Source organism: Dellaglioa kimchii (assembly GCF_046115505.1).
GTDB lineage: Bacteria > Bacillota > Bacilli > Lactobacillales > Lactobacillaceae > Dellaglioa > Dellaglioa kimchii.
Window position 1 is genome coordinate 816,775 of the sequence record NZ_CP170736.1, and the last position, 22,132, is coordinate 838,906.

Sequence of the window (22,132 nt, forward strand, 5' to 3'; positions counted from 1 at the left end):
AAAAAATGGCAGGGGTAGTAGGAATTGAACCCACACTGACGGTTTTGGAGACCGTAGTTCTACCTTTAAACTATACCCCTATAAAAAATGGAAGAGAGTGGATTCGAACCACCGAACCCGAAGGAGCGGATTTACAGTCCGCCGCGTTTAGCCTCTTCGCTACTCTTCCAATAAATGGCGCAGGACAGAATCGAACTGCCGACACATGGAGCTTCAATCCATTGCTCTACCAACTGAGCTACTGAGCCATTAAACGGTCCTAACCGGATTTGAACCGGTGATCTTCCGCGTGACAGGCGGACGTAATAACCCCTATACCATAGGACCAATTGCGGGAGCAGGATTTGAACCTACGACCTTCGGGTTATGAGCCCGACGAGCTACCAGACTGCTCCATCCCGCGATAATATTAAAAAAGGAGGATAAGAGATTCGAACTCTTGCGTGGTTTGACCCACCTGACGGTTTTCAAGACCGTTCCCTTCAGCCAGACTTGGGTAATCCTCCATAAAAAATTAAAATCTACTTGAATCAGCTACAAGTAATGGACCTTGTAGGACTCGAACCTACGACCGGGCGGTTATGAGCCGTCTGCTCTAACCAACTGAGCTAAAGGTCCAAGCTTCTTACGTAGAAAATAGCGGTGAAGGGGATCGAACCCCTGACCTCCCGGGTATGAACCGGACGCTCTAGCCAGCTGAGCTACGCCGCCATAAAATAAAAATACATAATAAATTTTGGTAATCTATTAATCGGGAAAACAGGATTCGAACCTGCGACCCCCTGGTCCCAAACCAGGTGCTCTACCAAGCTGAGCTATTTCCCGAAAATGCACCCAGTAGGAGTCGAACCTACAACCTTCTGATTCGTAGTCAGACACTCTATCCAGTTGCGCTATGGGTGCATTAAAAATATAAAATTAAAACAATAAATGGTGCCGAGGACCGGAATCGAACCGGTACGGTGATCACTCACCGCAGGATTTTAAGTCCTGTGCGTCTGCCAGTTCCGCCACCCCGGCATTTATTGAAAAGCGGAAGACGGGATTCGAACCCGCGACCCCCACCTTGGCAAGGTGATGCTCTACCACTGAGCTACTTCCGCAAAAAAATTAAAAAATGGTGCCGACTAGACGATTCGAACGCCCGACCCCCTGATTACAAATCAGGTGCTCTACCAACTGAGCTAAGTCGGCATAACTGAAAATGATGCGGGTGAAGGGACTTGAACCCCCACGTCTTACGACGCTAGATCCTAAATCTAGTGCGTCTGCCAATTCCGCCACACCCGCAGAATGTGGAATTGAAAATGAGCCGTGACAGGCTCGAACTGTCGACCCTCTGATTAAAAGTCAGATGCTCTACCAACTGAGCTAACGGCTCAAATGGAGGTTACAGGGCTTGAACCTGTGACCCTCTGCTTGTAAGGCAGACGCTCTCCCAACTGAGCTAAACCTCCAAATAATAAAAAAAGCATGGCAACGTCCTACCCTCGCAGGGGGCGACCCCCAACTACTCTTGGCGCTAAGAAGCTTAACTTCTGTGTTCGACATGGGAACAGGTGTATCCTTCTTGCTATCGCCACCACACTCTTTTTTTGAGAAAACTTATTCTCTCAAAACTAGCTAATATTTATCATTGATTTTTAAGCCGTACACCGTTTCACACCACTTTGTGGTTAAGTCCTCGACCGATTAGTATTGGTCCGCTCCATACATCACTGTACTTCCACTTCCAACCTATCTACCTGATAATCTTTCAGGGGTCTTACTTCCATAAAGGAATGGGAAATCTAATCTCGAGGTGAGCTTCACACTTAGATGCTTTCAGCGTTTATCTCATCCATACATAGCTACCCAGCGATGCCCTTGGCAGAACAACTGGTACACCAGAGGTATGTCCATCCCGGTCCTCTCGTACTAAGGACAGCTCCTCTCAAATTTCCTACGCCCGCGACGGATAGGGACCGAACTGTCTCACGACGTTCTGAACCCAGCTCGCGTACCGCTTTAATGGGCGAACAGCCCAACCCTTGGGACCGACTACAGCCCCAGGATGCGATGAGCCGACATCGAGGTGCCAAACCTCCCCGTCGATGTGGACTCTTGGGGGAGATAAGCCTGTTATCCCCAGGGTAGCTTTTATCCGTTGAGCGATGGCCCTTCCATACGGAACCACCGGATCACTAAGCCCGACTTTCGTCCCTGCTCGACCTGTAAGTCTCGCAGTCAAGCTCCCTTGTGCCTTTACACTCTGCGAATGATTTCCAACCATTCTGAGGGAACCTTTGGGCGCCTCCGTTACCTTTTAGGAGGCGACCGCCCCAGTCAAACTGCCCACCTGACACTGTCTCCCACCACGATTAGTGGCGAGGGTTAGAGTGTTCATACAACGAGGGTAGTATCCCACCAATGCCTCCTCCGAAACTAGCGTTCCGGTCTCTACGGCTCCTACCTATCCTGTACAAGTTATACAAACACTCAATATCAAGCTACAGTAAAGCTCCATGGGGTCTTTCCGTCCTGTCGCGGGTAACCCGCATCTTCACGGGTATTATAATTTCACCGAGTCTCTCGTTGAGACAGTGCCCAAATCGTTACGCCTTTCGTGCGGGTCGGAACTTACCCGACAAGGAATTTCGCTACCTTAGGACCGTTATAGTTACGGCCGCCGTTTACTGGGGCTTCAATTCTGGGCTTCGCCGAAGCTAACTCATCCTCTTAACCTTCCAGCACCGGGCAGGCGTCAGCCCCTATACGTCATCTTACGATTTTGCAGAAACCTGTGTTTTTGATAAACAGTCGTTTGGGCCTATTCACTGCGGCTGACCTTTCGGTCAGCACCCCTTCTCCCGAAGTTACGGGGTCATTTTGCCGAGTTCCTTAACGAGAGTTCTCTCGCACACCTTAGGATACTCTCCTCGACTACCTGTGTCGGTTTGCGGTACGGGTAGTTATATTCTAACTAGAAGCTTTTCTTGGCAGTGTGACATCAGTTACTTCGCTACTTAATTTCGCTCCCCATCACAACTTGTCCTTAAAGTTAAGCATTTAACTCAACTTCAGACTTATTGCTTGGACGCACATATCCATCAGTGCGCTTCCTTAGCCTGCTGCGTCCCTCCATCGTTCAAACAAATATAACTAGTACAGGAATCTCAACCTGTTATCCATCGTCTACGCCTCTCGGCCTCGACTTAGGTCCCGACTAACCCTGGGAGGACGAGCCTTCCCCAGGAAACCTTAGTCATTCGGTGGACAGGATTCTCACCTGTCTTTCGCTACTCATACCGGCATTCTCACTTCTAAGCGCTCCACCAGTCCTTACGGTCTAGCTTCGTTGCCCTTAGAACGCTCTCCTACCACGGAACCCTAATGGGTTCCATCCACAATTTCGGTAACATGTTTAGCCCCGGTACATTTTCGGCGCAGAATCACTCGACTAGTGAGCTATTACGCACTCTTTAAATGGTGGCTGCTTCTGAGCCAACATCCTAGTTGTCTGTGCAATTCCACATCCTTTTCCACTTAACATGTATTTTGGGACCTTAATTGGTGGTCTGGGCTGTTTCCCTTTCGACTACGGATCTTATCACTCGCAGTCTGACTCCCGGATATAAATCAATGGCATTCGGAGTTTATCTGAATTCAGTAACCCTAGATGGGCCCCTAGTCCAAACAGTGGCTCTACCTCCATGATTCTTAATTCCGAGGCTAGCCCTAAAGCTATTTCGGAGAGAACCAGCTATCTCCAAGTTCGTTTGGAATTTCTCCGCTACCCACACCTCATCTCAGCATTTTTCAACATACATGAGTTCGGTCCTCCAGTGCGTTTTACCGCACCTTCAACCTGGACATGGGTAGGTCACTTGGTTTCGGGTCTACGTCTACTTACTATGGCGCCCTATTCAGACTCGCTTTCGCTACGGCTCCGTCTTATCAACTTAACCTCGCAAGCAAACGTAACTCGCCGGTTCATTCTACAAAAGGCACGCTATCACCCATTAACGGGCTCTAACTATTTGTAGGCACATGGTTTCAGGAACTATTTCACTCCCCTTCCGGGGTGCTTTTCACCTTTCCCTCACGGTACTGGTTCACTATCGGTCACTAGGGAGTATTTAGCCTTGGGAGATGGTCCTCCCGGATTCCGACGGAATTTCTCGTGTTCCGCCGTACTCAGGATACTGCTCTGAGAGATTTTCATTTAGTATACGGGGCTATCACCCTCTACGGCGAGTCTTCCCAGACTCTTCTACTATAAAAATCTTTGGTAACTCAAATGAGCAGTCCTACAACCCCAAGAAGCAAGCTTCTTGGTTTGGGCTCTTCCCTGTTCGCTCGCCGCTACTTAGGGAATCGATTTTTCTTTCTATTCCTGCAGGTAATTAGATGTTTCAGTTCCCTGCGTTTACCTCTATATAACCTATGTATTCAGTTAATAGTAACAGTCGATTAAAACTGCTGGGTTCCCCCATTCGGAAATCTCCGGATCAAAGCTTACTTACAGCTCCCCGAAGCATATCGGTGTTAGTCCCGTCCTTCATCGGCTCCTAGTGCCAAGGCATTCACCATGCGCCCTTGATAACTTAACCTAACTTTACTTAAAGCAAAGTGGTTTTGTTAAGAACTACGTTCTTAACTAATAAAACGCGGTGTTTCTCGGCTTATTGCTTAAAAATTTAATAAATATTATCTAGTTTTCAAAGAACAAATTTTTTGAGAGTAAACCCCTCAAAACTAAACAAATTTTCGACAAGTGTGTAGGTTTCCGTAATATTCCTTAGAAAGGAGGTGATCCAGCCGCAGGTTCTCCTACGGCTACCTTGTTACGACTTCACCCTAATCATCTGTCCCACCTTAGACGGCTGGCTCCTAAAAGGTTACCTCACCGGCTTTGGGTGTTACAAACTCTCATGGTGTGACGGGCGGTGTGTACAAGGCCCGGGAACGTATTCACCGCGGCATTCTGATCCGCGATTACTAGCGATTCCAACTTCATGTAGGCGAGTTGCAGCCTACAATCCGAACTGAGAACGGCTTTAAGAGATTAGCTTAACCTCGCGGTCTCGCAACTCGTTGTACCGTCCATTGTAGCACGTGTGTAGCCCAGGTCATAAGGGGCATGATGATTTGACGTCATCCCCACCTTCCTCCGGTTTGTCACCGGCAGTCTCATTAGAGTGCCCAACTAAATGCTGGCAACTAATAATAAGGGTTGCGCTCGTTGCGGGACTTAACCCAACATCTCACGACACGAGCTGACGACAACCATGCACCACCTGTCATTCTGTCCCCGAAGGGAACGGCCTATCTCTAGGCTTGTCAGAAGATGTCAAGACCTGGTAAGGTTCTTCGCGTTGCTTCGAATTAAACCACATGCTCCACCGCTTGTGCGGGCCCCCGTCAATTCCTTTGAGTTTCAACCTTGCGGTCGTACTCCCCAGGCGGAGTGCTTAATGCGTTAGCTGCAGCACTGAAGGGCGGAAACCCTCCAACACTTAGCACTCATCGTTTACGGCATGGACTACCAGGGTATCTAATCCTGTTTGCTACCCATGCTTTCGAACCTCAGCGTCAGTTACAGACCAGAGAGCCGCTTTCGCCACTGGTGTTCTACCATATATCTACGCATTTCACCGCTACACATGGTGTTCCACTCTCCTCTTCTGCACTCAAGTTATCCAGTTTCCAATGCATTTCTTCGGTTGAGCCGAAGGCTTTCACATCAGACTTAAAAAACCGCCTGCGTTCGCTTTACGCCCAATAAATCCGGATAACGCTTGCCACCTACGTATTACCGCGGCTGCTGGCACGTAGTTAGCCGTGGCTTTCTGGTTAGATACCGTCACTAGGTAAACAGTTACTCTTACCTACATTCTTCTCTAACAACAGAGCTTTACGATCCGAAAACCTTCTTCACTCACGCGGCGTTGCTCCATCAGACTTTCGTCCATTGTGGAAGATTCCCTACTGCTGCCTCCCGTAGGAGTTTGGGCCGTGTCTCAGTCCCAATGTGGCCGATCACCCTCTCAGGTCGGCTACGTATCATTGCCTTGGTGGGCCTTTACCTCACCAACTAGCTAATACGCCGCGGGTCCATCCAAAAGTGACAGCTTACGCCGTCTTTCATTATCAAACCATGCGGTTTAACAAATTATGCGGTATTAGCACCTGTTTCCAAGTGTTATCCCCCTCTTTTGGGCAGGTTACCCACGTGTTACTCACCCGTTCGCCACTCATTATCTTCGGTGAGTGCAAGCACTCGGTGAAGATAATGCGTTCGACTTGCATGTATTAGGCACGCCGCCAGCGTTCATCCTGAGCCAGGATCAAACTCTCATATAAAAAGTTGATTGCTCTTATTGTTTTGTTACTTTTTGAAACTAGCGAATTGACTTCGCAAATGTTTGCTCTTAACTCTTAGTTAAGAGACCCTACACATTTGATTTGTCGAAAATTTGTTCAGTTTTCAAAGATCTACTTGGTTGCTTTTGACAACTTTTATATCATATCAACCACGTCATGATTTGTCAAGAATTATTTTGAATAAATATTCATTTCTTCTTGCCGTATCAATCAGCTTTATTAATATACCATCTGGTATATCTCATGTCAACACTTTATTTGCGATATTCATTATCGCCTCAATAGCACTTATTTAATATATCAGCTTTCTTTTTCTTGGTCAAGTCTATTTCTATGAATATCTCTTAATATTGTAAATAAATCGTAATTTTAGTCCCCCTACTAGTTGAATCTTTCACGCTAATCTTTCCACCCATTGATACTACTAATTCTTGCACAATAGCGAGTCCAAGCCCATTACCCTCTATTTGTTTATTTCTAGATGGGTCTACTCTATAGAAACGTTCAAATATTCTTTTTTTATCTTGATTTGAAATACCAATACCAGTATCTGATATTGATATGAAAATTCCTGTCTTTATTTTACCTGCTTCAATTACTATACGACCATTATCAACATTATATTTAACAGCATTTTGCAATAAATTACCTAAAATAGTTGCTATCTTATTTCTATCAAACTTTATATAAAATTCTTTTTTTATTCTCTTATCAACTATTAAATTTTTACTTTTAATAGCATTACTTAGTAAATCTAACTCGTAATTTATCACAGCATCTAAATTGAAACTCGAAATATTTTCTTTTGTTTTTTGCCCTTTTGCTAATTTTAATATTTCTTGAATTAATATTTCTAGTTTCTCGCTTTCGTCATAAATAATATTTAAAAATTTACTAGTTGTATCCGGATTAACAGGCCCTTCTAAAAGAGTTTCAGCAAATCCTTTAATTGCTGTTACTGGTGTTTTCAATTCATGACTTACATTTCCGACAAATTCATTTTGCATTCTCTCCAATAATTTTAACTCTGTTATATCATATAAAATTACGATTACTTGAAATTCTACATTATTATTTGATACATAGACAACCGTTGCATCTACTACTTTGTTTGTATTTTCAATTTCAACTTCATCTCTTTGTTTTTCTTGCGTTTTAATGGCTTTTTCAATTAGCCCACTCAATTTGTACGTTTTAATATCATCAATATATGAATGTTGCTTACTTTCTATCTGTTGGCCTAATAATTTGGAAATCATGTCATTTACTACTAGCACTTGTCTCTTATGATCAATTTGCATAACCCCAACTGTCAAATGTTCAATTAATTTTAGATAGTTATTATTCTGTACCTGATAGTGAATATTTCTTTTCTTTTGATAACTTTCAACGCGATTAATGGCTTTCGACAATTCAAAATTGGGACTATCTGTATCTAGTAAAACATGATAAGAATCTCCCTTATTGACTAAACTATTCAATCTATTAGCCATTAATTCGGACTCAGCACCTGCTTTAGACGCTATTTTATAAAGTATAGCTATTTCAATGAAACTCAACACGCATACTCCGATAATACTATTCTTACTGAAAAGTGTCCCGGATACATCCCATAAAAGTGTCATACTAAATGTTAAATTTAACAACAAGATTAACATCGTAATTATCCATTTTATTTTTTGTTTCATTTATTCTCCTCAAACTTGTAGCCAAATCCTCGAACTGTCTTTAGATATATTGGACTCTTAGCATCTACTTCTAATTTTTCGCGCAAATGACTCACATGCATATCTATCATTCTTGTTTGGCCTTCATAATCATATCCCCAGACACCACTCAATAACTTTTCTCTGCTTAGTACACGACCTGTTCGTTTAATAAAGTATACTAATAGCTCGAACTCTTTTGGTGTCAATGCAACTTTTTCATTGTTTTTATAAACTGCATAGTTAGAAAAATCGATTTTAAAATCCTTAAACTCTTTTACTTCATTATCAATTTGTTCATCCTTAGACGAATCACGTTCAGTACGTCTCAAAATAGCTTTAATTCTTGCTAGTACTTCTCTTGGACTAAATGGTTTAGTCATATAATCATCTGCACCAATTTCTAAACCAATTATTTTATTCAATTCATCATCTTTAGCCGTTAAAATAATTATTGGCGTTTTTACTTTTTCTTGTCTTAGTTTTTTTGTAACTTCGATACCATCGTAACCGGGTAGCATCAAATCGAGTATAATGAAGTCAAAATTTTGTTCTGTTGCTTTTTTAAACGCACTGGGTCCATCTATTGCTACCTGTACTTCATAGTTCGCATTTTCTAAATTATACGTTAACAGCGTAACAATTGCTGGCTCGTCATCTACAACTAAAATTTTTTTCATTATTTATCCCCCTGATAACTAAATTTATTTAATTATAACTAAACCTATTTCATATGGTGAATCTGAAAATATCGCACTTTCTGTTATTTTTGTATCTCCACTAAATGTCCTAATTTTTAATCGACAATACGTTGAGCTACTCTGTAATGCTTCATACAATTCAATTTCGTTTCTAACTTCAATGCCATTACATTGAACGACCACATCACCAACTTCTACGTCCATTTTTGAAGCTGGTGTACCTGGTCGTACTCCTACAATTAAAATTCCTTCATTGGATTCTGCAAACCATTTTTCTTGTTTATTATCATGACGTTTGATTATATATCGACTGATACAATACGCAACTAATAGAACAATTAATCCATATATCCCCATTATTGGTATAAATATAGACATTACCGTTAAACCAGTCCCTATAAAAGCTAAATATAAATATTGTTTTTTTATAAATTTAATAGCTACTCTTGGTATTTCTTTATATATACGTAACGATAGTCCAACGATTAACGGTAAAATAATGATGTTAAATTCTGTACCTGCTATATGAATAATTGGCCACCAAGAGAATACACTTTGGAATTGATCACCCGGTGTTAGAATTACAAGTGGCACCAAATACAGATCCTTCATACTAAACGACGATATATTTCGCCCTCGTTTACCTGACTGTGTGTTCGGCGATAAGGGACTATTTCTGAATAAATACAGTGCACAAGCAGTTATAAATAAAATGACTGTCCCTATCAGTAGAATCCCTGTCATAAATTCAACGTGAAACTCTTCATATTTAATTACTTCAAAATTAAATAATTGAGATTCAGTCATCCCATATACTAGTCCCGATATAATAAATAGTGGGAAAATAGCATCAAATACTGGATATAGTAGTAACCCTAAAATCATAAAAATAGCATAAATAATTACCCAGTTAATAGGCAACATAACACCTAATCCAAATAGCATCATTGATCCGACAATACTAAAAACAAAGCCTACTTTTATTGCATGACGTCCCTCATAAAAATCGCTATCAACAGCTGTTCTAAATGCTTGTCTCTCTTTTTTAATTCTTCGTGTATACATACCATAAATCAGTATAATTGCTAACCAAAGCGTTGGTTGAATGAAAAAGTTTCCAATAATTTTAAGTGTTACCATAAATGCACCTATTTTCTTTAATATATTACTCAAATTATATCATGCTTTGTCATGATTCAAAAAAGATAATCATAATAACAAAAAAAGACTGAATTTTGCATTTAGCAAAATCAGTCTTTCAAAATTTAATTAAATTTTCAAGAATCGACGCATTGAAACGAATGATCCTAAAGCACCGATAATTATCCCAATTGACACTAACAATAAATCAATTTCTGCCAAGAAAGTTCCTGGTGTTAATAATTGGTAGCTAGTTGATGCTAATGAAACTTGTAATCCGTTATAAATCCAAATATAGCCAAAATCAACTAAAATAATTGGAATAATAGCACCTAAAAGCCCAGTCCATGCACCTTCAAGTAAAAACGGCCATCTGATAAATCCATTCGTCGCACCTACCAGACGCATAATTCCAATCTCGTTTCTTCGAGATAGAATTGTGATTCTAATTGTGTTAGAAATTAAGAATACTGCAACGAAGAGGAGTAAAGCACTAATAATCATACCCCATTTTTGGATATTACCAACTACTTTAAATAGTTTTTTAGCAGATGTACCTCCAAAACTAGCATCATTTACATAATCTAAACCTTTAGCACGTTTTGCAATTTGCTCAGTTTGTTTTGGCTTTTTCGTTTGAACATCGAATGTATCATATAGTGGATTATCATCCCCACCAAATAACTTAAATTCATTTCCATAACTACCAACAACTTGTTGCAATTGCTCTTTTTTACTTGAAAAAGTAACTTTTTTAACTTCTGAATAACTTTCAAGTTTCTTTTTCAAATCAGCTTGTTGATTCTTTGTTGTCTTGCGTTCAACAAACACTCTGACTTGAACATCGTTCTCAACATCAGAAGCTAATTTATTTACGTTCATTAAGATTGAAAGTAACACCCCAACCAAAATTAACGTTACAGTAACCGCACTAATAGCAGCAACAGACATCCATCCATTACGACGTAAACTCTTAATACTTTCGCCAAAATGACGCTTAAACGTTCTCATTTTCATAACCGTATTTTCCTCCTTCTTCATCTCGGGCAATACGGCCATCTTCAATAGCCAACAAACGATGTGGATATTTGTTCACAATAATACTATTATGAGTTGCCATTATAACTGTTGTCCCTTGTCCATTAACTTTTTCTAAAATTGACATAATATCATCTGACGTTTCAGGATCTAAATTCCCCGTTGGTTCATCAGCAATTAAGACTTCTGGTTTGTTTGCAACTGCACGTGCAATTGCAATTCTTTGTTGTTCACCACCAGATAATTCTTCAGGAAATTTATCCGCCTTGTCAGACAAATCAACAAGATCTAGCACGTAATCAACACGTTCTTTAATTTCTGCAGGTTCTTTTTCAATAACTTCTAATGCGTACGCAATATTTTCAAAAATTGTTAAACGAGGTAATAATTTAAAATCTTGGAATACAATTCCTAAATCTCTTCGTAAAAATGGTACTTCTTTTGGTTTCATCGTTTCTAAATGAAAATCATTTACTGTGATTTCACCAGATGTTGCTTGTTCTTCATGGTACATCATTTTTATAAATGTCGACTTTCCAGCACCACTAGGTCCAACTACATATACGAATTCACCTTGGTCAATTCGAAGATTAATATCATTGCTTGCAATAATATCATCGGAATATTGTTTAAATACATTTTTAAATTCTATCAAACAGTGAATCCTCCTGTGTCTATTTTCATAACATTTTCATTATAGCATGATTATTTACCTTTATATTGCAGTAGTCTTACAATTAAGTTTCATTTTTTAACTTGGATTTTCATTTTTTAATTTCCACTGTAAGTAAGCATTAATAAATCCATCTATATCACCGTCCATCACCGCTTGAACGTTACCCGTTTCAAAGTCAGAACGATGATCCTTAACCATTGAGTATGGGTGGAATACATATGATCGAATCTGCGACCCCCATCCAATATCCATCTGTTCACCTTGAATGGCTGCACGTTCTTTTTCTTTTGCTTCCATTTCAAGTTGATATAACTTAGATTTCATCATACTTTCAGCCGTTGCCCTATTTTGAAATTGTGACCGCTGTGCTTGACTCGAAGTTACTATCCCTGTTGGAATATGAATTAATCTAACTGCTGAAGACGTTTTATTAATATGTTGTCCACCAGCACCGGATGATCTAAATACTTCCATTCTAATATCATCTTGATTTAATTCTATTTCGACTGAATCATCCAGTTCTGGCATCACATCAACAGATGCAAAAGACGTGTGACGTCGACCAGCAGCATCAAAAGGTGAAATACGAACTAATCGATGCACCCCTTTTTCACTCTTAAGATAACCATACGCGTTTACTCCCTTAATAAGAAGCGTTACACTTTTCAATCCCGCTTCATCACCAGATTGATAATCCACTGTTTCAACGATTAACCCACTTTTTTCAGCCCATCTCGTATACATTCTGAGTAGCATTAATCCCCAATCCTGAGATTCGGTCCCACCTGCACCTGGGTGGATTTCTAAAATAGCATTTCTACTATCATAAGGTTCATTCAATAATAATCGTAATTGATACTTGTCGAGTGCTTTCTTTGTCTCGTTAAACAAGTCATCAAATTCTATTAGCATTTCATTATCATTTTCTTCTTGTAATAATTCAAGCATGACTTGTAATTCTGATACCTTACTCTCTAAATCATGAAACGCATCATATTTACCTTTTAATTGGTTGTTTTCGTCAATAACTTTTTGTGCTTCTTCTTGGTGATTCCAAAAATCTGGGTTAGCCATTCGTTCTTCATTTTCAGAAATACGTTCATTCAGTGTCTCTAAGTCAAAGAGACCCCCTAAAGTTAGTTATTTTTTGTTCCATTTCATTAATTTGTTTTCTATAATCGCTTAATTCCATCAATTTTCTCCTTAATTTACTAAAAAGAGTCACCTTCAAACTCTATCGAATTCGGAAGTGACTCTTTATTAATGTTCTCTGATTAACTTTTGATTAACGTTTAATATTTTGTCTGATTTCAGCTTTCATAAATAAACGTGTCACTTCAAATTCTATTGCTCCAACGACTTCTTCGAACATTCTAAATCCATCTGATTGGTATTCAACTAAAGGATTTAATTGTCCATAGCCACGTAATCCAATTGACTGACGAAGTTGATCCATTGCATCAATATGCGCTGTCCATTTATCATCAACAACACGTAACACAACTACTTTTTCAAATTCAAGCATTTGTGCTGCATCAACTAATTGATCTTCTTTAATTTTATAGTTCTTTTCAGCGCGGTCGACCAAGTAGGCTTCGATTTGGTTAGCATCTTTACCTTCTAAATCTGCCAATGAGATACTGTCTTCGTTAACCATTGAAGAGACAGCAAAATCTACAATAGCTTGTAAATTCCATTCATTTTGGTCACCTTGCGTGTGCATTTGAACAATATGATTAACAGTACGTTGTATCATAGGCATAATAACAGGTTTTAATGTTTTTTCTTCCATAATAATTTGTTGTCTCTGGTTATAAATAACCTCACGTTGTTCACGCATAACATCATCATATTGTAAAACATTTTTACGTGTATCATAGTTATTACCTTCGACACGTTTTTGTGCTGATTCAACTTGTTTTGTAATCATACGACTTTGAATAACAGCATCATCTTCAGTAATGTTCATACGTTCTAAGAAGCTCTTAATACGCTCTGAACCAAATCGTAACATCAAATCATCTTCCAAAGAAAGATAGAATTGTGTCATCCCATCATCCCCTTGACGGCCAGCACGGCCACGAAGTTGATTATCAATACGACGAGATTCATGGCGTTCTGTACCAATAACAGCTAATCCACCAATTTCTTTAACGCCAGGGCCTAATTTAATATCAGTTCCACGTCCGGCCATATTTGTAGCTATTGTAACGGCACCACGTTGTCCAGCATTTAAAATAATCTCAGCTTCACGTTCATGATTTTTAGCATTTAAAACAGCATGCGGAATTTCAGCATCATCCAGCATTTTTGCCAATAATTCTGAAGTTTCAACTGCTACAGTACCAATCAACATAGGTTGACCAGCTTCATGGCGTTCCTTAATATCAGCAATGACCGCTTTAAATTTACTATTTAAAGATGGATACAATAAATCTGCTTTATCATCACGAATAATAGGTTTATTCGTTGGAATTTGAACAACTTCCATATTATAAATTTCACGGAATTCTTCTTCTTCAGTTTTAGCAGTACCTGTCATACCAGATAATTTCTTGTACATTCTAAAGAAATTTTGGTAAGTAATGTTAGCCATTGTTTTAGTCTCGTCTTCAATTTCAACATGTTCTTTAGCTTCAATAGCTTGATGAACACCATCAGAATAACGACGACCTTCCATAATACGACCAGTAAATTGATCAACAATCATGACTTCACCATCTTGTACAACATAATCTTTATCACGTAGCATAACAAAATTAGCACGTAATGCATTATCCAAATGATGAGTCAAAATTGTATTATCTGTATCATATAAATTATCTAGTCCAAAATATTTTTCACCTTTACGAATTCCTTCTTCGGTTAATGAAATTGATTTTGATTCAAGATCTATTTTATAATCCTCTTCTTCAGTTAACGTTTTAACAAAACGATCTGCGCGAACATACATGGCAGTCGTCTTTTCAGCTTGACCAGAAATAATCAACGGTGTTCTAGCTTCATCAATCAAAATTGAATCAACTTCATCGACGATAACATAGTTTAAAGGTCTTTGAACCATATCTTCACGATAAACAACCATGTTATCACGTAAGTAATCGAAGCCTAATTCACTATTTGTTGAATAGGTAATATCAGCTGCGTAGGCTTCACGCTTTTCTTCAGCTGTTTTTTCGTTAATATTCAATCCGACAGTTAAACCTAACCATGAATATAATTCGCCCATTTCTGTTGCATCACGGCTTGATAAATATTCATTAACAGTAACAACATGAACACCTAGACCTGAAATTGCATTTAAATAAACGGGCATAGTAGCTGTTAAAGTTTTACCTTCACCAGTTTTCATCTCCGCAATATCACCATTATTTAAAACCATTCCACCAATCATTTGCACACGGAATGGGTATAGCCCTAACACACGTTTTGCGGCTTCACGTACCACTGCAAATGCTTCAGGTAAAAGATCGTCAAGCGTTTCACCTTCTTGATATCTTGCTTTAAAAGCAGGTGTTTTAGCTTTTAGTTCATCATCAGATAATAAAGCCATTTCATCAGCCATATTTTCAATGTTATCGGCTATTTTGCCTAGTTTTCGTAATTCACGATTATCACTTTCAACCCATTGTCTTAATACATTTGCCATTTAGCTTTTCCCCTTATATATCAAACACATTTATTGAATTATTTTTAATTATAATATCATTTTTTATAGTATCACTAAATCAATAAATTTAAAACTAAAATAACAAAAAAGCCCTGAGTAGTTAACTTACTCAACAGGCTTTTCAAGTTTAGCTTAATCTTCAGCTTCAATTAAACCATAGCGACCATCTTTACGTTTATAAACAATGTTAATACCTTCTGTATCAGCATCTTCATAAATAAAGAAGTTATGGCTCAACATATCCATTTGTAAAATAGCTTCTTCACTATTCATTGGTTTTAAAGAAACATGCTTTGTCCGAACAACGTCGAATTTGCTTACTTCATCAATAGAATCTGATTCTTCGTCAGCAATTTCATTACGAATTTCAATATCTTTAATTCCCTTGCCTCTTGATTGGCGATTAATTTTAGTTTTATATTTACGAATTTGGCGTTCTAGTTTATCAGTCACAAGATCAACACTTGAAAGTAAATCTTGTGATGTTTCTTCAGCTCGAAGGACGAGAGAAGGCATTGGTACAGTCACTTCAACTTTAGCCGTTTTATCTGAATAGACTTTTAAATTAACATGGGCCGTTGAATTAGATGTGTCAGTAAAGTATTTTTCTAATTTAAATAATTTCTTTTCAACGTAATCTCTAGTAACATCTGTAACTTCAACATTTTCACCGCGAATATTGTATTTTAACATAATAAACTCTCCCTTCAATCTACAGCAGGTAACGAAACTATTAATTACCTTACCGCTTGATTTAATTATAAGCGAATAGACTTAAATTTACAAATGATATCCCTTAACAAATCTAATTAAAACGCCATTGTAATCGTTAACAGTCATATTTAACTTTTTCTTAAATATATCATAATTAATTTTTAAAATTGAACCTATTATTCATTATCTTGCAAGGGTAATACTCTTAATGCTTTTAGCATGTTGTGCTAACAAAATATGGGCATAAAATAGTGTTCTGCCGGTAGTATAAATATCATCCACAATTAAAACAACTTTATCCGATAAATCTGGGCAATCTGTACTAAGTTCAAAAGGTTGAATTAGTTCAAGCCTTTGTTGCCTATTTTTATGCGATTGTTTTTCTTTAACTGTATTATTTCGCGCTAAAAAATGATCATGCTTAATATCTAAAAGACCACACACTTGATTAAAACCTCGGTCATTTAATGTTCTAGAATCAATTGGAATTACTACAAGATAGTCAAAATCAATTGTCTTTATTTTCTGCCTTAATTGTACTTGAAAAATAGTTCTCAGCTGATAATCACCATTAAACTTATAATTTTTAATGATATCTTTCATAAAATCGTTATAAATGTACAACGCTTGATTCTGAAAACTTAAATTAGGATAAATAAGTTGCCATTTCTTACAATCTGCACATAATTGTGGTCCATTTTGTTCTCGACCACATCCCTTGCAGGCTAACTGAGTATTAATTAGTTGTAACTGCTCCTGACAACTCTTACAAACTAACTTTTTTTCATAAGGTTTAGTTGATAATATAAATGCTAGCGTTAATTTTTGACTAAATGTATTCTGACAAATTTGACAGTTTCTCATATCTTTAATTTCCTCGCTTTACGATTCATCGTTTTTATTTGTCCAACTGCTTTTTTTATTGAAAGTGTATAGTCACTACATAAAAAAATAACGTCACCAAACGGGCGATTCACATTACGTCCCACTCTACCAGCAATCTGAACTAATGCTGCCGTTGAAAAAGTTTTGTCATCTGCACCCAAAACAAAGACATCTAGATTAGCAAATGTCACACCACGTTCTAAAATTGTCGTTGTGATTAAATACCGTAGTTCGCCTGTTCTGATTGCCTTAACTTTATCTAGTCTATCTGGATCTTCAGAATAAACAGTGTCCCCCTTTAAATTAGGAAATTTCTTTTTAAATGCTTCAATTACTGGTTCCAATAACCAAATTTTAGGCACAAAAATTAAAAATGGATCCTCACGTTTTAGCCACTCTGTCATTTTAAGTGTTAATTTTTTTGGTAAACGCCCTTTTTTTAAATTCTTTTCCCAAGCTTTTTCAAATTTAATTTTAATTTCAGGTAATAATTGACCATGAAAGCGTATTGGTAAATAACTAACCGTTAATTGTTTTAAGCGAACCTCCTTTAAAAGGTCTTCACTTGGGGTTGCCGTTAAAAATAAACTTGCCCCATTTTGTTTAGTTGCTTGTGCTGTTGCTTGAAGTAGTAATTGATTCTGTGCATATGGAAAAGCATCTACCTCATCAACTATCATAACGTCAAACGCTTTATGAAATCGTAATAATTGATGCGTTGTACAGATGACTAGTTGGGTATAACGGTATGGTTCTGTTGTCTTTCCGTGTAGCAAACAAATATCAATATTTTGAAATGCTGCCTGCAATCTTGGAAATAACTCAATACAGACATCAACCCGTGGCGATGCTAGACAGATGCGTTTACCATCCATAATAGCAGCTTCAATACCTTTGAATAGCATTTCTGTTTTGCCAGCGCCTGTTACCGCCCACAGTAAATGCCGGGCACCCAAATTTTTAAAAATTTGTTTCACTTCATTAGCACATATTTCTTGGCAAGTCGTTAATTGTCCATTCCACGTCAACGGACTCCCTTTTTGAGTTGAAAACAAGTTAGGTTCAGGTATAGTATAAAGTGTAGTCGCAGTTGAAATACGTCCTAATATCATGCAGCATGAACAATAATACCGGTCATCTTGTAGTATATTTTTCTTTAAACTAAGTTGTGAAAGGCATCTGCGGCAGGTTAATTGTTTATCTTCAATGCTAATTCCTGGATACGCTGTAAGTTCATCTAAATTAATAGTTTCGTCAATTTCTGAATCAGTTATTAAACGACCATATAAACTTGAAAGTGCCATTCATCTCAATCCCTTCAATAAGTTTAAATACGTAAAGGAACCTTAATTATGTCAAAAAATTATTTAACAATTAAAGAATCTGGTTTAGCCACATTAATTGAAAAGAAGTCTGCCTTCATTTGTCGTGCTACTCGAATCGCTACAGAATCTGATGCAGTTGTTTTTATTGAATCAGTCAAGAAATTAGAACCTAAAGCAAGACACCACTGTTTCGCATACACATTTGGTACTGAGTTTGAAATCCAACGTCAAAGCGATGATGGTGAACCCTCCGGAACGGCTGGTGTTCCTATTCTAGAAGTTATTAAAAAAAATCAGCTTAAAAATATTTGTATCGTTGTTAGTCGTAAGTTTGGTGGTATTAAGTTAGGAGCTGGTGGTTTAATCCGTGCTTATAGTAACGCTTCTTCGCAGACGATTGAACAGATTGGTATCGTTGAACGTGTTTTACAAACCGAACTTATTTGCCAAATTGCTTACCAAAATGTTGGAAAGTTTGAAAATTACCTTGAAAAGAATTCAATCACGATTCAACAAACAACCTATCTTGAAACAGTAGAATTAACTTTAGCAGTTGATAAAAATTCGATATTAGCCTTACAAACTCAATTAATCGACCTACTCAATAACCAAATAACTTTTAAATTGGGACAAGATTTATATAATGAAATTCAAGTTAACTAAAAAGGATGCCCAATTAATGGACATCCTTTTTACTATCTATTTTTTTGAAGTCATCGTTTTAACAATTCTTTTAATCCAATTTAGCAGTGGCTTTCGTTTAGATCCAACTAACCCGATGGACTCTACAAATAGTTCTAGTCCCACTAATGTCGCAACTGACATTAGTATTGAACCCCAAATTGATGAAATTGGATAAAGTAATGAAATAAATGAAAAAATTAACGCAATGCCATATATAACTAATACTGTCTGTCGATGCGTTAACCCCATTTGCATCAACCGATGATGTAAATGATGTTTGTCTGCTTGAGAGATCGGTTTTTTATTTAAAATTCGGCGTAACATCGCATAAACAGTATCCGTAATTGGTACACCCAATATTAAAACAGGCACAATAATAGAAATAAAAGTTGCATTTTTAAGTCCAGATAAAGAGAATACTGAAATCATAAATCCAATAAATAACGCACCTGTATCCCCTAAGTAAATCCTAGCCGGAAAGAAGTTATATGGCAAAAATCCAATCAGAGCAGCAACCAGCGTAAACATCATAATTGCAATATAACTATTTGTATTAACTAAAAAGAAATAGCCTACCAAACCACTTGTAAATAAAGCAATGATGGAAACCCCAGTTGCTAATCCGTCTAATCCGTCTATTAAATTAATAGCATTTGTAATAGCTAAAATCCAAATAATTGTAATAGGGAAACTCATCCATCCTAAATTAATAATACCAAAATAAGGTAAAGTAAATGTTGTCATTCGCATATTTGAAAAAAAGTAGACAATCAAGGCGGCAACTGTGATACCGAACATCTTTTGTCGTGGTTTTAATTCAAACTTATCATCTAAAACACCGGTGATAATAATTACCAATTCAGCAGCAAACAGCGTTACTAACATTTTAATTGGATATTGATTTTTCAAAACAAAAAAATTCGTAAAATTAAAGGCTATAAAAATAGCTAACCCACCCATTGTAGGCATTGAAACCTTATTTACTCGTCTATTATTAGGAACATCGACTGCTCCTATTTTAATTGAGAATAGTCTAATAACGGGAGTTAACAACGCGGAGATAAGCGCTGTTGCAAAAAATGCTACGATAATTGGAAACATTTTGATATCTCTCCTTAAAAATATTGTGTCATAGTAGTCTTAACTATACCACGTTGTCAAATAAATACAAAAAAAGCATCAATTTAATTTAATTGATACTTTTCAATATTTATTTTTTCAAATGATAATTATATGTTGCAACAATAATATTCTCGCGAGAATTTAAGACAGTTCTCAATCTTAAACTCGTTTGGTTATGAAGAATATTTTGCCATGGTTTTCTTGGGACAAACTGTGGTACTAAGACTGTCGTTGTGAAGTTACGAGCAGCGGCATTCTTAGCAATAACATCTGTAAATTTCACAACAGGTGAAGCAATTGAACGATATGACGAATGTAAATCAACAAAACGAACACCAGGGAAACGTTCTTTAAATTCGCGTTCCGTTTCATGTTCTTTTTCCGGATTTGTATCGAAAGAAACGTGCATTGCAATCACATAATCACCAATTGAACGTGCATAATTAATTGCACCAGTTGTAACATGTGTTACAGAACTAACTAATACGATAACCGTGGAACCATCGTAATCATGAATTTCTGCTTCTTCTGTTAAACGTAATTGTTCGGCAACTTTATTATAATGATCATTTATTTTATAGAATATAATGTACATAACTGGCATGATAATAAAGAATGGCCATACTGTTGATAAGCGATATCTAAAGAGAATCAACAGTATACTGAACGAAATAAAGGCTCCCAAGAAATTGTAAAAGGCCTTCATAATCCAACCCTTTGGACGATCATGATACCATTTTACAATCATCCCTGTTTGAGACAACGTAAACGGAATAAACACACCTACCGCGTATAATGGAATTAATAATGACGTTGATCCATTAAATATAAATGTTAAAATAATTGATCCGGCTGCTAACGTGATAATTCCGTTAGAATAGCCTAATCGATCACCTTTATCCATATACAAATGAGGCATAAATTTATCTTTAGCTAAATTGAACGCTAAAATTGGAAAAGCCGAGAAACCTGTATTTGCAGCTAATACTAAAATTAATACGGTTGAAAATTGGAAAATGTAATACAAAATACCTTGTCCAAATGTTGTTTGTGCAATTTGTGAAAGGACAGTCACTTTTTCAGTAGGGATAATACCATACCAATAGTTTAAGAATGTTATTCCACCAAAGAAGACTGCCAAAAGTGTCGCCATAATTGTTAAAGTAGCAGCAGCATTTTTAGCATGTGGTTTTTTGAAGAAAGGCACTGCATTACTAATTGCTTCAACACCAGTTAATGAAGATGATCCCGATGAGAATGCTTTCAAAAGTAATGCTAGTGTAATTCCAGGAACGGCCGTACCCACAGCAGCTGTTGCGTGGTAAGGTACTTGACCTGTCATAATATTATAACCACCAACTAGTAACATCAATATAATCATAACCACGAAAAGATAAACAGGAATAGTTAAGAATGAAGCTGATTCACGCAAGCCTCGTAAGTTCATTGCCATTACCAAAATAATAATAACCACTGAAATCGCTACTTGATGTCCATACAACGAAGGTACCGCAGAAATCAATGCTTCAGTCCCTGCGGAAACACTAACCGCTACTGTCAACATATAATCAATTAAAAGCGATCCACCAGAAATTAATCCAGCATTTTTACCTAGGTTTTTACTTGAGACAACATACGCGCCTCCACCCTTAGGATAAGCATGGATAATTTGGCGATACGAAATTGTAATTGAAGCCAATAAAACTAAGACTAACAATGCAATTGGTAATGAGTACCAGATTGCCATTGCTGAAAAGCCAACTAAAACGGTAACAATTTGTTCCGTACCGTACGCCACAGATGACAACGCATCTGACGATAAGAGCGCTAATGCCTTAAATTTTGATAATTGTTGATCTCCTTCTTCAGAAGATTTCAATGGTTTCCCAATTAAAAGTCTCTTTAAATAACGACGCATTTCTCTTTACTCCTTATGTTCTATATTTAAAAATCCATTCATAAATGATGCCAAAACAGCGCATTTATTTTACTGAATAGTTATTCTAATTACTAATTTCTATTCACCGAATTCACTCTATTTTACTCGTTTATATTTAAATATACAATACTGCAAACAAACTTTATTTTCAGTATAAAAAAAGAGC

General features: G+C 37.4%; 13 protein-coding genes, 16 tRNA genes and 3 rRNA genes. 1 reads left to right on the forward strand and 31 read right to left on the reverse strand.

Going from position 1 to position 22,132, the window contains the following annotated elements; genetic code table 11:
• Positions 1 to 6 precede the first annotated feature (6 nt).
• The 29 genes from ACE83Q_RS04085 to ACE83Q_RS04225 all read right to left on the reverse strand — a co-directional run bounded on the left by ACE83Q_RS04085 (position 7) and on the right by ACE83Q_RS04225 (position 18,200).
• Positions 7 to 80 (reverse strand) — tRNA-Trp (locus ACE83Q_RS04085).
• An 8-nt stretch (positions 81 to 88) separates the two neighbouring features.
• Positions 89 to 169, reverse strand: a tRNA-Tyr gene (locus tag ACE83Q_RS04090).
• 6 nt (positions 170 to 175) lie between these two features.
• Positions 176 to 248: transfer RNA gene (locus tag ACE83Q_RS04095), tRNA-Phe, on the reverse strand.
• Between the two features lie 6 nt (positions 249 to 254).
• Positions 255 to 327: transfer RNA gene (locus ACE83Q_RS04100), tRNA-Asp, on the reverse strand.
• A 2-nt stretch (positions 328 to 329) separates the two neighbouring features.
• A tRNA-Met gene (locus tag ACE83Q_RS04105) sits at positions 330 to 403 on the reverse strand.
• Between the two features lie 13 nt (positions 404 to 416).
• A tRNA-Ser gene (locus ACE83Q_RS04110) sits at positions 417 to 506 on the reverse strand.
• Between the two features lie 38 nt (positions 507 to 544).
• Positions 545 to 618 (reverse strand) — tRNA-Ile (locus tag ACE83Q_RS04115).
• Between the two features lie 19 nt (positions 619 to 637).
• Positions 638 to 711: transfer RNA gene (locus ACE83Q_RS04120), tRNA-Met, on the reverse strand.
• A 40-nt stretch (positions 712 to 751) separates the two neighbouring features.
• Positions 752 to 825 (reverse strand) — tRNA-Pro (locus ACE83Q_RS04125).
• Between the two features lie 4 nt (positions 826 to 829).
• Positions 830 to 903, reverse strand: a tRNA-Arg gene (locus ACE83Q_RS04130).
• Between the two features lie 28 nt (positions 904 to 931).
• Positions 932 to 1,020, reverse strand: a tRNA-Leu gene (locus tag ACE83Q_RS04135).
• A gap of 11 nt (positions 1,021 to 1,031) precedes the next feature.
• A tRNA-Gly gene (locus ACE83Q_RS04140) sits at positions 1,032 to 1,103 on the reverse strand.
• 15 nt (positions 1,104 to 1,118) lie between these two features.
• A tRNA-Thr gene (locus tag ACE83Q_RS04145) sits at positions 1,119 to 1,194 on the reverse strand.
• Positions 1,195 to 1,208: 14 nt separating this feature from the next.
• A tRNA-Leu gene (locus tag ACE83Q_RS04150) sits at positions 1,209 to 1,290 on the reverse strand.
• An 18-nt stretch (positions 1,291 to 1,308) separates the two neighbouring features.
• Positions 1,309 to 1,381, reverse strand: a tRNA-Lys gene (locus tag ACE83Q_RS04155).
• A gap of 3 nt (positions 1,382 to 1,384) precedes the next feature.
• Positions 1,385 to 1,457 (reverse strand) — tRNA-Val (locus tag ACE83Q_RS04160).
• A gap of 14 nt (positions 1,458 to 1,471) precedes the next feature.
• Positions 1,472 to 1,587, reverse strand: a 5S ribosomal RNA gene (rrf, locus tag ACE83Q_RS04165).
• A gap of 85 nt (positions 1,588 to 1,672) precedes the next feature.
• A 23S ribosomal RNA gene (locus tag ACE83Q_RS04170) occupies positions 1,673 to 4,592 on the reverse strand.
• Between the two features lie 192 nt (positions 4,593 to 4,784).
• Positions 4,785 to 6,345, reverse strand: a 16S ribosomal RNA gene (locus ACE83Q_RS04175).
• The 16S, 23S and 5S rRNA genes sit together here with 16 tRNA genes alongside, the layout of an rRNA operon.
• A 365-nt stretch (positions 6,346 to 6,710) precedes the next feature.
• Positions 6,711 to 8,054, reverse strand: a complete 1,344-nt coding sequence (locus ACE83Q_RS04180; protein WP_409021481.1) for a sensor histidine kinase — start codon at positions 8,052 to 8,054, stop codon at positions 6,711 to 6,713.
• Complete coding sequence (locus ACE83Q_RS04185; protein WP_409021482.1) at positions 8,051 to 8,752, reverse strand: response regulator transcription factor; 702 nt, start codon at positions 8,750 to 8,752, stop codon at positions 8,051 to 8,053. Before ACE83Q_RS04185 ends, ACE83Q_RS04180 begins: the two co-directional genes overlap by 4 nt.
• Positions 8,753 to 8,776: 24 nt before the next feature.
• Positions 8,777 to 9,946 carry a PDZ domain-containing protein gene (locus tag ACE83Q_RS04190; RefSeq protein ID WP_409021483.1) on the reverse strand — a complete coding sequence of 390 codons (1,170 nt, stop codon included), beginning with the start codon at positions 9,944 to 9,946 and terminating at the stop codon, positions 8,777 to 8,779.
• Positions 9,947 to 10,042: 96 nt separating this feature from the next.
• A complete protein-coding gene (gene ftsX / locus ACE83Q_RS04195) occupies positions 10,043 to 10,930 on the reverse strand; it encodes a permease-like cell division protein FtsX (protein ID WP_409021485.1) in 888 nt (295 codons plus the stop codon).
• Positions 10,911 to 11,606, reverse strand: a complete 696-nt coding sequence (ftsE, locus tag ACE83Q_RS04200) for a cell division ATP-binding protein FtsE (RefSeq protein ID WP_409021486.1) — start codon at positions 11,604 to 11,606, stop codon at positions 10,911 to 10,913. The genes ftsX and ftsE overlap by 20 nt, the downstream gene beginning before the upstream one ends.
• Before the next feature lie 96 nt (positions 11,607 to 11,702).
• A protein-coding gene (prfB, locus tag ACE83Q_RS04205; protein WP_409021487.1) for a peptide chain release factor 2 occupies positions 11,703 to 12,819 on the reverse strand; the annotation gives its coding sequence in 2 pieces (ribosomal slippage) (positions 11,703 to 12,746 and positions 12,748 to 12,819; 1,116 coding nt in all).
• A gap of 93 nt (positions 12,820 to 12,912) precedes the next feature.
• Positions 12,913 to 15,276, reverse strand: coding sequence for a preprotein translocase subunit SecA (secA, locus tag ACE83Q_RS04210; RefSeq protein WP_409021488.1), 2,364 nt, complete (start codon positions 15,274 to 15,276; stop codon positions 12,913 to 12,915).
• Positions 15,277 to 15,429: 153 nt separating this feature from the next.
• Positions 15,430 to 15,990: a ribosome hibernation-promoting factor, HPF/YfiA family gene (gene hpf / locus ACE83Q_RS04215; RefSeq protein ID WP_409021489.1), complete on the reverse strand. Its 561-nt coding sequence runs from the start codon at positions 15,988 to 15,990 to the stop codon at positions 15,430 to 15,432.
• A gap of 204 nt (positions 15,991 to 16,194) precedes the next feature.
• The gene (locus ACE83Q_RS04220; protein ID WP_409021491.1) at positions 16,195 to 16,875 is read right to left on the reverse strand and encodes a ComF family protein; all 681 of its coding nucleotides are present in this window, start codon (positions 16,873 to 16,875) and stop codon (positions 16,195 to 16,197) included.
• A complete protein-coding gene (locus ACE83Q_RS04225) occupies positions 16,872 to 18,200 on the reverse strand; it encodes a DEAD/DEAH box helicase (RefSeq protein WP_409021492.1) in 1,329 nt (442 codons plus the stop codon). Before ACE83Q_RS04225 ends, ACE83Q_RS04220 begins: the two co-directional genes overlap by 4 nt.
• Positions 18,201 to 18,248: 48 nt before the next feature.
• On the opposite strand from ACE83Q_RS04225, the gene ACE83Q_RS04230 reads away from it, so the two are divergent.
• Positions 18,249 to 18,884 carry a YigZ family protein gene (locus tag ACE83Q_RS04230; RefSeq protein ID WP_409021493.1) on the forward strand — a complete coding sequence of 212 codons (636 nt, stop codon included), beginning with the start codon at positions 18,249 to 18,251 and terminating at the stop codon, positions 18,882 to 18,884.
• A 36-nt stretch (positions 18,885 to 18,920) separates the two neighbouring features.
• Here ACE83Q_RS04230 and ACE83Q_RS04235 read toward each other — a convergent pair whose 3' ends face one another.
• Both ACE83Q_RS04235 and ACE83Q_RS04240 read right to left on the reverse strand, forming a co-directional pair.
• Positions 18,921 to 20,006 (reverse strand): glycosyltransferase family 4 protein, encoded by a 1,086-nt coding sequence (locus ACE83Q_RS04235; RefSeq protein ID WP_409021494.1) that lies wholly within the window; start codon positions 20,004 to 20,006, stop codon positions 18,921 to 18,923.
• 109 nt (positions 20,007 to 20,115) lie between these two features.
• Positions 20,116 to 21,945 carry an APC family permease gene (locus tag ACE83Q_RS04240; RefSeq protein WP_409021495.1) on the reverse strand — a complete coding sequence of 610 codons (1,830 nt, stop codon included), beginning with the start codon at positions 21,943 to 21,945 and terminating at the stop codon, positions 20,116 to 20,118.
• Between the last annotated feature and the right edge of the window lie 187 nt (positions 21,946 to 22,132).